This is a genomic window from Halobacillus aidingensis (genome assembly GCF_900104185.1).
Lineage (GTDB): Bacteria > Bacillota > Bacilli > Bacillales > Halobacillaceae > Halobacillus > Halobacillus aidingensis.
On the sequence record NZ_FNIZ01000017.1, the window covers coordinates 84071 to 98140 of the forward strand.

General features: G+C 42.0%; 14 protein-coding genes and 1 pseudogene. 6 read left to right on the forward strand and 9 right to left on the reverse strand.

Features of this window, described 5'->3' with window-relative positions; translation table 11 throughout:
* Positions 1-57 precede the first annotated feature (57 nt).
* On the forward strand, positions 58-828 hold the full coding sequence (locus BLS23_RS15275; protein ID WP_089653907.1) for an SDR family NAD(P)-dependent oxidoreductase: 771 nt from the start codon (positions 58-60) through the stop codon (positions 826-828).
* Between the two features lie 100 nt (positions 829-928).
* Entirely contained in the window at positions 929-1426 is a 498-nt protein-coding gene (locus tag BLS23_RS15280; protein ID WP_089653908.1) for a DUF6241 domain-containing protein, read from the forward strand.
* Between the two features lie 27 nt (positions 1427-1453).
* Here BLS23_RS15280 and BLS23_RS15285 read toward each other — a convergent pair whose 3' ends face one another.
* The gene (locus tag BLS23_RS15285) at positions 1454-1852 is read right to left on the reverse strand and encodes a GNAT family N-acetyltransferase (RefSeq protein WP_089653909.1); all 399 of its coding nucleotides are present in this window, start codon (positions 1850-1852) and stop codon (positions 1454-1456) included.
* A 298-nt stretch (positions 1853-2150) separates the two neighbouring features.
* Between BLS23_RS15285 and BLS23_RS15290 the strand changes: the two genes are divergently transcribed.
* Complete coding sequence (locus tag BLS23_RS15290; RefSeq protein WP_089653910.1) at positions 2151-2618, forward strand: hypothetical protein; 468 nt, start codon at positions 2151-2153, stop codon at positions 2616-2618.
* A 74-nt stretch (positions 2619-2692) separates the two neighbouring features.
* On the opposite strand, the gene BLS23_RS15295 is transcribed toward BLS23_RS15290, so the two are convergent.
* The 3 genes from BLS23_RS15295 to BLS23_RS15310 form a co-directional block, all read right to left on the reverse strand.
* On the reverse strand, positions 2693-4846 hold the full coding sequence (locus BLS23_RS15295) for an ATP-dependent helicase (RefSeq protein ID WP_089653911.1): 2154 nt from the start codon (positions 4844-4846) through the stop codon (positions 2693-2695).
* A gap of 561 nt (positions 4847-5407) precedes the next feature.
* Positions 5408-6151 (reverse strand): PAS domain-containing protein, encoded by a 744-nt coding sequence (locus BLS23_RS15305; RefSeq protein WP_089653913.1) that lies wholly within the window; start codon positions 6149-6151, stop codon positions 5408-5410.
* Positions 6152-6888: 737 nt separating this feature from the next.
* Positions 6889-7092, reverse strand: a complete 204-nt coding sequence (locus tag BLS23_RS15310; RefSeq protein ID WP_089653914.1) for a hypothetical protein — start codon at positions 7090-7092, stop codon at positions 6889-6891.
* A 211-nt stretch (positions 7093-7303) separates the two neighbouring features.
* Here BLS23_RS15310 and BLS23_RS15315 point away from each other — a divergent pair, with 211 nt between their 5' ends.
* From BLS23_RS15315 to BLS23_RS15325, 3 genes are read left to right on the forward strand one after another with little or no spacing between them, the layout of a single operon-like run.
* Positions 7304-7888, forward strand: a complete 585-nt coding sequence (locus BLS23_RS15315; protein ID WP_089653915.1) for a TetR/AcrR family transcriptional regulator — start codon at positions 7304-7306, stop codon at positions 7886-7888.
* A gap of 14 nt (positions 7889-7902) precedes the next feature.
* A complete protein-coding gene (locus BLS23_RS15320; RefSeq protein WP_089653916.1) occupies positions 7903-8247 on the forward strand; it encodes a DMT family transporter in 345 nt (114 codons plus the stop codon).
* 2 nt (positions 8248-8249) lie between these two features.
* A complete protein-coding gene (locus BLS23_RS15325; protein WP_089653917.1) occupies positions 8250-8564 on the forward strand; it encodes a DMT family transporter in 315 nt (104 codons plus the stop codon).
* Positions 8565-8876: 312 nt separating this feature from the next.
* Here the strand turns inward: BLS23_RS15325 and msrA are convergent, their stop codons facing one another.
* The 5 genes and pseudogenes from msrA to BLS23_RS15350 form a co-directional block, all read right to left on the reverse strand.
* Positions 8877-9563 carry a peptide-methionine (S)-S-oxide reductase MsrA gene (gene msrA, locus BLS23_RS15330; protein WP_244157234.1) on the reverse strand — a complete coding sequence of 229 codons (687 nt, stop codon included), beginning with the start codon at positions 9561-9563 and terminating at the stop codon, positions 8877-8879.
* Between the two features lie 75 nt (positions 9564-9638).
* The gene (locus BLS23_RS15335) at positions 9639-11546 is read right to left on the reverse strand and encodes an endonuclease MutS2 (RefSeq protein ID WP_089653918.1); all 1908 of its coding nucleotides are present in this window, start codon (positions 11544-11546) and stop codon (positions 9639-9641) included.
* Positions 11547-11930: 384 nt separating this feature from the next.
* Positions 11931-12470 carry a cysteine hydrolase family protein gene (locus BLS23_RS15340; protein WP_406945666.1) on the reverse strand — a complete coding sequence of 180 codons (540 nt, stop codon included), beginning with the start codon at positions 12468-12470 and terminating at the stop codon, positions 11931-11933.
* A gap of 28 nt (positions 12471-12498) precedes the next feature.
* The gene (nadE, locus tag BLS23_RS15345; protein ID WP_089653920.1) at positions 12499-13248 is read right to left on the reverse strand and encodes an NAD(+) synthase; all 750 of its coding nucleotides are present in this window, start codon (positions 13246-13248) and stop codon (positions 12499-12501) included.
* 600 nt (positions 13249-13848) lie between these two features.
* Positions 13849-14070: pseudogene (locus tag BLS23_RS15350) on the reverse strand (IS110 family RNA-guided transposase); the annotation flags it as partial.

The following is a 14070-nucleotide window of genomic DNA, read 5'->3' on the forward strand; positions in this document are numbered from 1 at the left end:
ATAGGGTATAGACTGTTAGCATCTATTGCATATGAAGTTGTTAAAGGAGAGATTTTCATGAAGCCAACTGCATTGATCACAGGAGCCTCGGGTGGTATTGGATACGAACTTGCCCGTCTATTCGCTAAATCAGGGTATCACTTGATTGTCGTTGCACGATCCGAAGACAAGCTTCACCAGTTAAAAGAGGAACTGGACGGTCATCCGATTACGATCATTCCTCAGGATTTATCAGAACCTGGAGCAGCTGAAGTTGTGTATAGTAAGGTGAAAGAACTCGGCCTCCATGTTACTGTTCTTGTAAATAACGCTGGTTTTGGTTTGAATGGACTTTTTGAGGACCTCCCTCTACTAGACCAACAGAAAATGTTGCACGTGAACATCAATGCCCTAACTGAACTGACTCACCTGTTTTTACCTGAAATCAAAGCGGCTCGCTTCCGCTCCATCCCTAAAGGGGTATTGAATGTAGCAAGCACGGCTGCCTTCCAACCTGGTCCAAAAATGGCCGTGTACTATGCTTCCAAAGCTTACGTCCTTTCTCTTTCAGAAGCCCTTGTCGAGGAGATGAAAGATACAAGTGTGACGGTTACCACCTTATGCCCGGGCGCAACAGACACCAATTTCTTCAAAACAGCGAAAGCAGAGCACACGAAACTTGTAAACAGTACGATGTCTCCTGAATCGGTAGCCAAGTCAGGATTCCTCGGCTTTGTGAAAGGAAAACGTGTGGTTATTCCCGGCGTGATGAACCAGGGATTGGCCTATGCCTCCAAATTCATCCCACGCTCATTCGCAGCGAAATTAGCTCATTATGTCGATAGCTAAGGAGAGGTCATACAAGTTTATTTGCGACCATTCTCTTTTTCTCCTCTACCCCATCCTATATAATAGAAATTACTGGTAAACACTTTTAAGGGGGCTGTACATGAAGAGATTAATCCTATGGTTTTCGTTCTGTCTATGTATCGGTGCCGTCGCAGGAGCTTATTTGTATGTACAAACCCAGGGGGTATCTACAGCTCAGGGTGTCACAGGAACAGTGAATGCGGAAGAACTGAGAGCCTATGAGAAAGATGGAAAAAATCCTTTTGGAGGAGAGATTTCAGGGCCGGAGTTGACAGACAAGGAATACCAGGAATACATTCATGGCATGTCACATCAAAAAGTGAAAGCAGATGAAAAATGGACGTTTTTTGAAATCCACTCCCTTCGCATTTCTTGGCTGCTCGAACATTTGGAAACGAATGACTTGACTCATAAGCATGTCTATAAACAAATTTTAATGAAATGGGCCGATGAGGATTTTTCAAATGCTGTAGCTGACCATAATACGATTTGGGAAATGCAACGTGGCACAATTGGAAAAGCCAAGCGCCTCCTCACTCCTGAGGAAGAAGCCGAATATATAAAAGAAAACAACTGACCCGATATCATCGAGTCAGTTGTTTTTTTACATTTCTTCAGCCGATTTCCTGAATCCATAAAAGGAGCGGTACCCTTGATGAGCATAGTAACCCTCGGACTTTGTTGATGCTAACATTTCCACACGTGTACTTGGATAGCATTCGTGAGCGGTTTGAATCAATTTATCCGCAATCCCCTGATTTCTAAAACTTTCTTTCACCAGCAGATCGCACACATACAAAGTGATGGACCCATCTGTCAGTCCTCGGAGGAAACCGACGAGTTCACCATCCACCACCGCAACCAAAGCTGGTTCTGAATTCAGCCAGGAGCATAACGTTTCCTCACCACGTTCCACAAGGCCGCTCCATCCTTCTTCTTCATTTAGTTGCTGGACAGCGTCAAAATCTTTTTCAAGAAACGTACGAATTTGAATAGCTTCCATGTCATCCTACCTTTCACTGTGATTAAGATTTTCCCCTTTGAGCCGTCACCCAGTCTGTTGATTCTATTTTTCTACTCTATTATTACGTTTGATTCCCTTAAACGTTTCAAGTTATATAAGAAAATCTGACTATTTTTCAAATAACCTTTAATGTCTTCCTACATCCGTGTTGGTATACCCAACAATAAATCTAACGGGTGGGATTGAAAACAAATCAGAATTTTTAAGAATCAGATAGAGGAAAGTATGGTAAAATGTGAACGGAAGTTTTTCTTTTTATGTTCAAGGAGTGGAAAACATGTGGAAAAGAATTCTACTGTTCGCGACATTGATCTTTCTCGCCGCTTGTTCCTCGCAAAATTTATCGCTTGAGGATTTGAAAACGGCTTATCCGGAGACGTTCGCTCAGCCGGTAGGTTCCTTATCGGATGAGAAAAAGGAGAAGCTTGGTCTTCCTGAAGATGTCCCTTTCGAAGTCACTCATGTTGAGTCAAATGTGGAAGACGAGAGAGTAGAGGTCCTCTACCAATCGGATGGTTCAGAGAAAGCTGTGGTGCACACCCTGTATGAACCAGGGAACATTCTCCAAGAATCTGAACTGCAGGTCCCATTAAACTCTGGGGCTGTAGCTGGTGTCCAGGAAAAGGAGGACCATATTTTTGTGGAATGGTATGATGGGGATCTCGATGTCATCTATCAGCTCGAATACTTTGGTCCTGAAGAGGAACGTGCAGAAAAAGCAATGAATGTTGCAAACGCTATATAAAATCCTATAATCTTTTATACAAGGATTTCTAAAAAAGAGCTGTCACGTGTATGGTGACGGCTCTTTTGATTAATTTATAGTTTTTCTAGTTTTTTAAAGTTCCGACTGATTGGTCTCGGAGCTTTAAGTCGGTCGAAAAAGATCATATAATTGTTTTTCTTCTCATCGACCTCTTCAATGGAACCTTCACCGAAAACAGGATGCTTGACCCGGGTTCCTTTTTCGAAAAATTCACCAGAAGGCTCTTTCTCAAGACGATGCGAAGCACGTATATATTCTTTTGCCTCTTCAATAAGAGACTCATCCAACTCTCCGACCCGGTCATATAAACGATCTTCGACTTCAAAGATAAATCGGGAAGGGTATTTCTTCTGTCCTCCATTTTGAAAGCCTTCAGATTCAGTCAAATAGAGTTCCCTTTCCGCTCTCGTTACAGCTACATAGGCAAGCCTTCGCTCTTCTTCCAGCCCTCTCTCTTTCCGCTGCCTTAATGCACGGACATTCGGGAGAACACTTTCTGTCATTCCTATAACAAATACATAAGGATACTCAAGGCCCTTCGCTGTATGAATCGTCATGAGTTTGACAGATGCCACCTCGTCAGCCCTGTCGTCGTCTGTGTAGAGGGAGATCATTTGTAAGTATTCATCCAAATAAATGTCTTCCCCAAGCGTTTGTTCATATTGGACAATGGAATGAAGAAGCTCAGCCATATTATCCAATCTCTCCTGGTCACCGTCTTCCCTCCGGTAGGCTTCATAGCCCGTCACCTGCATAGCCTCTTGAAGCAGTTCCGATACTTTTCTCTTGCCTCTAATTTTCTTCAAATACTCGACCGCTTCGATAAAAGTTCGTGCTCCTGTACGCCTCAGCTGATCATGGTCTACATATTTTTTCAAGGTTTCATATAAGGAAAGCCCATCCTCCTCTGCTTTCTCCCTGAGAAAACTCATCCGCTTCTTGCCAATTTGTCGTTTAGGAACATTTATGATGCGACTGAAAGACAAATCATCCTGAAATGCAATCATCCTCAAGTGAGCGAGCGCATCCTTGATTTCTAACCGGTCAAAGAATTTGAAGCCTCCAAATATTTTATATTCAATATTCTCAGCAATAAGTTCCTGTTCTACAAAACGGGATAAGTAATTCGCTCGATATAAAATGGCCACATCGCTCAAGCTCGCCTTCTTTTCTGCCACGACCTGTTTAATCTTACTCACAATCCATTTAGCTTCCTGAATCTCATCTTTTCCATGATAATGAACCACCTTCACACCAGGTGGATTGACAGGAAGCATGTCCTTATCTACCCTGAAATAATTGTTCTGGATCAAAGCATTTCCCAAGGAGAGAATTTCCGGTGTCGAACGGTAATTCTCTTTCAAAAAAATGGTCTGAGCATCAGGGAAGTAACTCTCAAAATCCACCATATACTTAGGATCGGCTCCACGCCATTCATAAATGGTTTGATCAGGATCACCCACAACAAATAAATTCCCCTGTTTTTCAGCAAGCATTTTAACAAGTTCGAATTGTTTCAAACTGCTGTCCTGAAATTCATCGACCTGGATATAATAAAGTCGATCCTTCCATTTTTCCAGTACTTCTTTATTCTGATCAAAAAGAGTAAAGACAAAGTTGAGTAAATCATCAAAATCCAGCCCATACACTCGCTTTTGCTTCTTGAGATATTGTTGAATAATCTGACTGTCAAGATCTCCCGAATCATCCACAGAAGGCATTTCTCCACGTAAAATCATTTGTTGTACATAATGTGTGTTCCCTTTAAGAATTCCAATCTTATCGAGAATCCTTTTGAACGTTTTATCATTCAGTTTTAACCCCATATCTTCAAAGATCTCTCTTAGGAGAATCTTCTGATCTTCCACGTCCAAAATGACAAAATTCTTCGGGTAAAAAAGCCGGTGGATATCTTCACGTAAGACACGGACACAAAAACCGTGGTAGGTGGTTATAAAACCTGTGTCCTGCTCCCCTCCGATCAACTTTTTTACTCGTCGCCTCATTTCATGAGCCGCTTTATTCGTAAAAGTTACAGATAGAATATTTGCCGGATCGATCCCCAGCTCATTCACGATGAAGGCATAGCGGTGAGTTAAGGCACGGGTCTTCCCGGAACCTGCACCGGCGATGACACGGACGTACCCTTCTGTAGATACGACCGCTTCTTGTTGTGATGGATTTAGTCCGTCCAGTAGCTCTTCCATATCGATCACCTTCCAAGAACATTTGTTTGTATTATAGCACATTAGACAGCAGGCAGTCTGTGTTCTTTGCTTGAATGAAAGATGAGGATAATAGAAATCCCCTGAACAGAAAATATGCCTCAGGGGAAATGTGGATGGGGTGGTTTACTGAATCACATCAAAAGATGATAAATAAAGAAGGAACACTAAAAATCGTTACTGTTTTGTGTGGAAATTATCTAAATAAGGATCGTATTCAGGAAAGTCAACCTTCTCGGAATGTGTATTTTCTCAGGGGGAAAAAACGAACGGGAGTGGTAGTTGAGCTTAAAAAGATCATGTTTATGACCTTCTTCAGATAAAATCAGGGCATGTCCCCTTGCTTTCATACATGTCATAGCTAAGGGCGGAATACAGGGTGACTTCAGAATTGCTCTTCTACAACGAAGTGAAAAATGAAAGTCCCCATTTCAATTCCTTCATGCTTCCTTAGGCAGATACTTAGAAATATAATGAAGGCCATGATTCGTAAAACCATAAGGACCGGGCCTGCAGTTCCCATGGAGAGGGTATTTTCCACTTCTATTCGAACCTCGGCTTCAACCCCGTTTCCAAGAAATATTTCGTCGCTTGCTGCACATTCATAAATGTGCGGACCCCATCTAATTGAATATGGTTTTGCGCAAATTGCACCACTACCTGTGGACGCATTCCAGCAAGGACAACTTCAATGCCCAACAACCTAAGACTCATCATAAGGTTTTTCAAAAGGACCGCCCATTCTTCATCAATTGAAGTAATCCCCGAAAACTGGATGGCAAGTCGGCTCACATTCTGTTCCTGACATAAAACAGGTACTCTTGCCAATAAAATATCGCGCTGTTCCTCTCTCAAGATTGGCTGCAATGGTAGGAGGGCATATCCTTTAGCAATGGTTACAATATTCGCTGTCATTTCTTCAATCATATGGATTAATTCTTTCTCTCTCTTTGACTGCTCCGTCATATCGAATATACGGATGAGAACAAAACTCTCCCCTTCATGAGTGAAGCGTTTAGTGTAAAAGTGCAGCACCATGTCCCTTCCCTGCCAATGAAAATCCATACCTTCAAAACCGATGTCTTTTTTCTCTTGGATGGACTTGGAAAGGAGCTTCTTTTCTGGTGCTAAATCCGGATACAGATGATTAAGTTTCTCGCCAACGATCCGTTCTTCCTCTAATTGAAACATCTTTACGTAGGCAGGATTTACGTATGTGATTGTGTATTCTTCATCACTAATCAATACACCTTCATCCAAAAGGTCCATTGCATTCCGTAACAGCATGATTATCCCCCCAGTACAAATCTCTTACTTTTATTATGATGATATACAAAAGAAATGCAAGGTAATTCAACATTATTGTCTAAATATTATGAATAAATAACAATCCCCTTCTATATCTTCAACTTAATGGCAGGATTCTTGAAGACTCAGTTTTGAGATGTTTCGGGGTTCGTTGTTGTGTTGAGCGTCAGGGGTGGTGGGGAAGCAACTCGCTTTCCTGTGGGGTGCGCCGAGCTTCCTCGGACTACGTCCTGCGGGATCTCGCCTATCTCCTTCTCCCACGGGAGTCTCGCAGCTTCCCAACCACCCCATACCATGAAAGTGAGAAACGAACCCATTTACTGTGGGAGGGTGCCTTCCACTATCCTGGTTTATAAGCAAAAAGCGCCCTATAACAAGCTTTTCGCATGCAGAATAGTGTGTTTAGGAGTTCATTCCTCTCCAATAACCATGTGCATAAAAGCAGCTAATTCCGAAAGTGGTTTCGAGATAGTTAAATGGCAAAGGGGCGGAGGGGAATGGCGAGACTCCTACGGGAAAAAAGTGCATGGTGAGACCCCGCAGAGCGAAGCTTGAGGAGGCTCACCGCGCTCCCGCGGAAAGCGAGCTATTCCCCGCAGCCCTCATCCACTCAACAAAAGCCTCGAAACTGAGTCTTCCACAATCTGGAGCTTTTGTAGATGAAAAAGAAGAAGTGCGTCAACGGTTCAGTTTCTGAGCCGCTGACGCACTTCTTCTTAAGCTTTTTCCATTTTGTCACATTTAGATAAAATAGCTACATGTTTAAGGTTACCAATGGAATCGAATTCTATTTCAACATAATCTCCTGGTTTTACAAAGCTAAGCCTTTCTCTGAGTACAGAAAGTTCATTCTTAAATTCGGATTCTTCGACCAAAATCGCATAAGCCCCTTCGTATCGATCCAGTTTATATTGGTTCACCGATTCAATCCCCTTCTGTTTTAGTATCAGGCACCTTGAAAAAAATTATGTGCCATTTCACCATTTCCTTTTATGGTATAAGTCCTCTTATTACAGAGCATTCCCTTCATTAATCATGACTAAACATGTCGAAATTAGAGTTCTAGACAACGTTCATCTGCCGTGGTAAAATGAAACTAACAAACGTTAGTTAGTGAAAGGAGAGAGCTGAATGACAAAAGAAACTATTATTGAAGAGAGTCTCAAGCTCTTTGCCAATTTTGGATATGAGAATACGACCCTTGCCAATATTGCGGAAGCTGTTGGAATAAAGAAGCCTTCTCTTTATAACCATTTTGATAATAAAGAAGATATCTTTCTTCATGTTCTTTATGACGTGGGAGAAAGAGAAAAGAGTCATTTGATGAATCAATCAGGATCCATTCACCAGGACTCAGTGGCTGATCATCTTCATGAGATCTATCGTGTCTACCTGGAACATATGGCTCATTCAACAGAAGGTATGTTTTTCAAGCGTGTAACCTTTTTTCCGCCCGAAGAATTCGCAGATGAAATTAAGAAAGTTTTCTTAATGGTGGAAGACTGTATGACTGAGATTATCCGCCCGGTATTTGAACGTGGGATAGAGAAGGAAATTATCCGCCCTCTTTCTACAAATACGCTGACTTCTGCATTTTATACGTTGATTGACGGTTTGTTTCTGGAAGAAAATTTTTATGACCGGGATGTTTTTGAAAAAAGACAGGAAGCAAGTTGGCAAATCTTCTGGCTTGGCATTAAAAACCCGGAGCATTAGGGAGGTATGAAACGATGGCATGGATTTATTTATTCTTTGGTGCTTTTTTCGAAATCGGATGGGCTGTTGGTTTGAAATTGTCAGAGGGCTTCACGGATCCCCTCTTTTCAACTATTACCGTCATTTGTATAGTTATCAGCTTCACTTTTTTCACCAAAGCATTAAAAGTGATTGATATTGGAACAGGTTATGCGATATTTACAGGGATTGGCGCAGCAGGTACAGCTTTAATCGGGATGATCTTTCTTGGCGACGGAGGCGGTGCTGGGAAAGTCTTTTTTATTGTGCTTCTAATTACAGGCATTATTGGTTTGAAAATGTCTGAGACCACTTCAGAACAGGTACAACAGGAGGGATAAGCATGGCATGGGTATTTTTAATGATGGCTGGAGTAGGAGAAATGACGGCCATGTTTTTCTTGAAGCTGTCGGATGGCTTTCAAAAACGCAAACCGGCGTTCATGGCTATACTTGCAGGTGCAGCGAGCTTCTATTTCCTTTCTTTATCTTTAAAAGATCTTCCAATCGGAACGGCTTATGGGATATGGACAGGAATTGGGTCGGCAGGTACCGTTTTGCTGGGCATCTTTTTCTTTAAAGAAAAAGCGAATCGAAAACGTCTGTTGTTCATTACTTGTATCGTTGCCGGAGTTATCGGTTTAAAAATGGTCTCTTAGACGAAGGATAGGCTTGTAATGTTATTTTCGAAAGCTTACAATGGAATAAGCAACAATCTACAATATTCGACAAAACCTGCTTTTTTCTGTCGTTTGTAGTGATGGAGGAAATATAATGAGAAGAATTTTACTTGCCATTCTTATGATTATTGTCATCGGTTTCAGTTACGTAGGCTATACAAGTATGGATACGGATGCGAATCCTTCCATTCCTAAAGAAACAGAGAGTTATTGAATTTCAATGATTTAAACCCCTTCGCTCCCGCGAAGGGGTTTTGTTTTTGTATAAAAGATGGCGTCCAATGAAAAAGATTATTTCTTAGGAAGATCCACTTCTAAGTCCTCTCCCCATTTCTCTTCTAAATATTGATCGCGCCCTGAGTTCCCACGGTAAAAATCGTATCTTAAAGTATTTTTCTTGTAATAATCTTGATGGTATTCCTCTGCTTTGTAAAACTCTTCTGCTTCCAGGATCGGGGTAACTAATTCATTCTGAAAGCGACCGGAATTTTGGAGTTCTTGTTTGGATTGTTCAGCGCTTTCCCGCTGTTCAGGTGTGTGATAGAAAATGGCGGTCGTATATTGGTACCCTCGATCCACAAACTGACCTTCGTCATCGGTCGGGTTGATTTGTCTCCAGAAGACATCGAGAATCTGTTCATAGGAAATCAGGTCTGGATCGTAATAGACTTGGACAGATTCGATATGGCCCGTTCCCCCGGAAGCTACTTCATCGTAAGAAGGATTTTCTGTTTCCCCTCCCGTATAACCGGATACGACACTATGGACGCCTTTCAGTTTTTCAAATGGAGGCTCCATACACCAAAAGCATCCACCCGAAAGAGTCGCCACCTCGTACCCTTCAGGTATCTCATTTGCTGTCACAGCTTCACTATCATAATTTCGTTTTGTTAAATAGGCATATGCTTCCGGGATGGCAAGAACAGCAACTAATGAAAGTACGGCTATAATCATGACCCATTTCGTCCGCTTCTTCACCCTCTTCACCCCTTTTTGCTGTTTAACTCAGAATAACACGCCTATACGTGCCAATTGAAATTCTAACACTCTCCTTTATTCGTCATCTTCCAGAGTTAAGCCATCGACATGTTTCCGATCCATTACTTTTTTTATCTTCCTATATTCCTTGGATTTGAAAATAATATCAAAATCATAATCCTCTGGGTATAATTCATCGGCTGAAATGTGGAGTTTCAAGCGCTTTTGATTGTATTCTTTCTTTTCCCCTTTGATTTGGACGACGTAATTGCCTAAAGCATCCGGCCCTTTATAGACAATACCCATTTCTTCTTCTGCTGGAATCCACACATTATCCCCCATTTGAAAACCTGCTTTCTCTTTTTTCTGAGCTTTGCGTTTTTGCCTGTACCTATTGATCGCCACTTGCTTGGCATAGGACGGATTTTTCAAAAGCTTATCATCTTTCGTAAAGCTCTCTTTTTGCTTGTATGTGATGTCATAAGCATGATTGAGGATTTCCGGATGCAGTCCTAATTTATAGGCGATATCAAACGCCTGACTTTTCCCAGCTGTTCCTATTTGCAGCTGGTACGTAGGCTTAAGGGTTTCCAAATCGAAGGCCATCGCTCCATTAATGAACCCTTCTTTCTCCATGGCATAGGTTTTCATTTCACTATAGTGAGTGGTCGCCAAAATGGTCGAGCCTTTGTTGGCGAGTTGATCCAGAATCGCAGTCGCTAATCCCATCCCTTCTCCAGGGTCTGTTCCTGAACCGATTTCGTCCAGAAGAAGTAAGGAATGATCATTAGCGTGTTGCAAAATATGAATCAAGTTCGTCAGTCTTGAACTGAAGGTGCTCAAATTCTCTTCAATACTTTGCCCATCTCCAATATCAACAAAAACGTGTTGGAAAAGAGGTAACCTTGTGCCGGGCTGTGCAGAAATCGGCAGACCACATTGGGCCATCAAACAAAACAAGCCGACCGTTTTTAACGTTACCGTCTTCCCTCCTGTATTCGGCCCAGTAATGAGCAGGGCTTGATCATCCACACCCATATGGAGATTCAGCGGAACGGCTTTTTCCCCTAGTAGAGGATGACGACCCTCCTTGACCTCAATTTCCCCTTGTGAAAACGCCGGGGAATAACCATCAATCGCTTTGCTGTATTTCGCTTTAGCAAAAAGAACATCATACTGGTGCATCGTTTCCATAGCGATATTCAATTCATATTCCTTTTCCAGAACAGAGGCAGTTAACGCATAGAGGATCCGTTCCACCTCCTGCTCTTCCTGCATTTTCAAGAGCTGGACCTGCTCTTGAAGGGAAGTCACTTCATTCGGTTCTATGAATAACGTCGCTCCAGAAGAAGATTGGTCAAGGATGACACCTTTCACTTTGGACCTGTTTTCTCTTTTGACAGGAAGGGTCAGACGTCCCCCTTTATCCACTGGCCTAGCTTCTTGGAGAAGAGAGCTATACTTTTTAGCTGAACTTTCCATTCTGGTCTTCATATCACTGTGAGTTTTATCTATTTTCCTTCGAAGCTTTCCCAGCTCTTTCGTTGCAGACTCATCTATTTGCCCATGGCGTATTTTCCCATAAATCTCTTCTTCCAATTGGGATAAATCCGCGATAGAGTCAACATATAAAGAGATGGTCGGCGCAAGAATCTGCTTATCATTCATAAACCTTTTCAATTTTGTACAATGCTCCAGAAAAGAAACAAGGGAACCAAATTGCTGCGGACGGATATAGATTCCTTTGTTCCCTTGATCAATCATAGCCTGAATGTCACCAAGGGTATGAATGGGTACATGACTGTGACTATCTATAATGGCTCTTGCCTCTTTGACTTCCTCATGCATTCTTTCCAACCTCTTTTGGTCATTGGATGGCTGCAGGCTCAGAATCGTTTCTTTCCCTTGATCTGTATGAGCGAAATCACTAACCCTTGTTAAAATAGTGTTCAAGCCTAAACTTTCATATGTTTGTTGATTCAATGTTTTTCCTCCTTATTTCAACTGGTGATCATTTAAATAAAAAAGTCCGCAACAAGCTGAAGATAGCTCGCTGCGGACTCCGTAGGGACACATATAGAATGTAGTTCCACGAATGTACGAAAAAAAAGCTATGACTGACTAAGCCAGTCATAGCTTTTAGGATCGTTTTATCCGGCTATGCTTATGCTTGTTCTTAACTGTTCCAGAAAAAAAGGTATAACAAACCAAGCATGCTTTCGCACACTTTTTTCAGGACGTATCCAGTTCATGGATTAGTTAAGAACAACCACACTCATAAATCATTTCTCCTTCACGGGTTAAAAGTTACATTCGTGAAACCATCACCTGTGTTCCCTAATAATATATGACAGGTACTCCATACTGTCAACTACTGAAAATGGTTCTCAAATGATTGATATCCATAGAATCGGTTCTGGCAGCCAACGATCGTTTCATGATTCTCAAGGCATTTTCATTATCTTCTTTATACTCAGAAGCTGTCCCATCTTCCGGCACCCAAAGGTTGTATTCCCTCATATAGGCATCGTTCGCTGTGAAAATAACGCAGATATCACCAGCAATTCCAGTCAAAATTAGGTTTTTCACTTCTAAATGGTCTAAGAGAATACTTAACTGTGTACCAAAAAATCCCGAATGCTTCGGTTTAATAATAAAATAATCGTCTTCAGCAGGCTCCATTTGTTCCACGACAGGTTTTCCTATTCCTTTTTTACACTCTTCCAACAAATCAGAAGCGTTATCCTGCCAAAGCCCGAAGTTGTCGTTCACATAAATCACCGGTACTCCTTGCTTCTTCACCTCTTTCTTGAAGTTGTGTAAGCGCTCGGCTACAGGGAGACTGTTTTCAAGTAGGTTCTCTCCACCATCAAAGTCCATTTTATTGATCATATCAATGATAATCATTGCTGTATCCTGCTTCATAATTGGACAATCACTCTCCTTCGAACCGCTCAGGACCTGCTGGAATTTGGCGCTTATGTGCGGTTTTCTTGTGAAGTTCTTTCAAATTCTTTTCGTCTTTGGGGTCGATTTTTTCCCCTCTCAAATAAGCATCAATCGTATCATAAGACATTCCCAGTTCTTCCTCATCTGTCTGCCCTTCCCAAAGTTCAGCACTCGGTTTTTTATGAACGATAGAGTCCGTGACCTTAAGCGCCTTGGCCATTTCTCTTACTTCTTCTTTTCTTAAATTGATCAGAGGAACGAGGTCGACTCCTCCATCTCCGTATTTCGTAAAATATCCCGTATAATCTTCCGCTGCATTATCTGTCCCCACGACAAGATAATTATAGTTGTTCCCTACAGCATAAAGCGTACTCATACGGAGACGCGCTTGAAGATTCGCCCCACCAAGCTGTGACTTTTCGTCATTCCAATCACCTTTTTCATTTAACTGGTTCTTAATCGTGTCGTAAGTCGTTTGATAAGTATCGGTCAATTCAATACCGACATAATCAAGATCCGCACCTTCTACGACATCCAGAGCATCGGTTTGGTCTTCAACACCTTGGTTAATTGGTAGGATTACTCCTAAAGAATTTTCAGGGAAGGCACGTTTAATCAAATACGAAACAACTGCGGAATCAATCCCTCCACTGATTCCGACCAAAAGCCCGTCAGCCCCTGCTTCTTTTGTCTTCGTACGCAGCCAATCAGTCAAATACTCGATTCTCTCTTCCATGTTCATAAACTCCCTTCATTTTACAATCTAAAGATTGCTTTCCTTTAAAAGGGAGAACATAAACCTAAAGCTCGCATATAGGATACTTATTACACAAAAGAGTTATTAAAGTATTTGGCAGGATTCTTGAAGACTCTATTTCGAGACTTTTCGGGGTTCGTTTTCCGTGTGGAGCGTCAGGGGTGGTTGGGAAGCCACTCGCTTTCCTGCGGGGATGACGGCAAGCCATTCCCGCGGGAGTCTCGCAGCTTCCCAACCACCCCATTCGATGAATGTGAGAAACGAACCCCATTACTGTGTCGGGGGTCTTCCACTATCCTTGTGTTATATGCATAAAGCGCTACATAACAAGGTTTCCGCACCCAGAATAGAGTGCCTGCAAGTTCGTATCCTCCATTAAATCTGTGCATAAAAGCAGCTTATCCTGGAAGTGGTTTCGAGACACTTATATGGCAAAGGGGCGGAGGGAAACGGTGAGACTCCTACCATGAAAATAAAGTTCTATAATATGGAAAAATGGCAATACTAAAGTAGACGCAGCTCATTCTTCTTTTTGAGGAGAGCGTCTCATTCAAAGATCTATTGAGTTGGAGAATGGACTTAGGATACCTTTGGTTCCTCAATTGTCACTGTGTAACCTAACCCCTCTAACCTACGCAATGAGTGCTTAACAATGGCTTGTTGTTTTTGTTTATCGAAGTAATCTTCTCCTAAATCTACATACATTTCCTTTCGTGTTAAGAGGTAGTAGGAGATTCGTAACATCGCATGAGCTACAACGATTCCTGCGCGCTTTTTACCTTTACGTGAAGCCGTTCTCCG

Excerpts from the sequence above, each read along its gene's own strand:
- BLS23_RS15315 (WP_089653915.1), top strand. The coding sequence starts at position 7,304 with ATGACAAAAGAAACTATTATTGAAGAGAGTCTCAAGCTCTTTGCCAAT.
- BLS23_RS15290 (WP_089653910.1), top strand. The coding sequence starts at position 2,151 with ATGTGGAAAAGAATTCTACTGTTCGCGACATTGATCTTTCTCGCCGCT.
- BLS23_RS15325 (WP_089653917.1), top strand. The coding sequence starts at position 8,250 with ATGGCATGGGTATTTTTAATGATGGCTGGAGTAGGAGAAATGACGGCC.
- BLS23_RS15305 (WP_089653913.1), bottom strand. The coding sequence starts at position 6,151 with ATGCTGTTACGGAATGCAATGGACCTTTTGGATGAAGGTGTATTGATT.
- BLS23_RS15295 (WP_089653911.1), bottom strand. The coding sequence starts at position 4,846 with ATGGAAGAGCTACTGGACGGACTAAATCCATCACAACAAGAAGCGGTC.
- BLS23_RS15285 (WP_089653909.1), bottom strand. The coding sequence starts at position 1,852 with ATGGAAGCTATTCAAATTCGTACGTTTCTTGAAAAAGATTTTGACGCT.
- BLS23_RS15280 (WP_089653908.1), top strand. The coding sequence starts at position 929 with ATGAAGAGATTAATCCTATGGTTTTCGTTCTGTCTATGTATCGGTGCC.
- nadE (WP_089653920.1), bottom strand. The coding sequence starts at position 13,248 with ATGGAAGAGAGAATCGAGTATTTGACTGATTGGCTGCGTACGAAGACA.
- BLS23_RS15275 (WP_089653907.1), top strand. The coding sequence starts at position 58 with ATGAAGCCAACTGCATTGATCACAGGAGCCTCGGGTGGTATTGGATAC.
- BLS23_RS15320 (WP_089653916.1), top strand. The coding sequence starts at position 7,903 with ATGGCATGGATTTATTTATTCTTTGGTGCTTTTTTCGAAATCGGATGG.
- BLS23_RS15340 (WP_406945666.1), bottom strand. The coding sequence starts at position 12,470 with ATGATTATCATTGATATGATCAATAAAATGGACTTTGATGGTGGAGAG.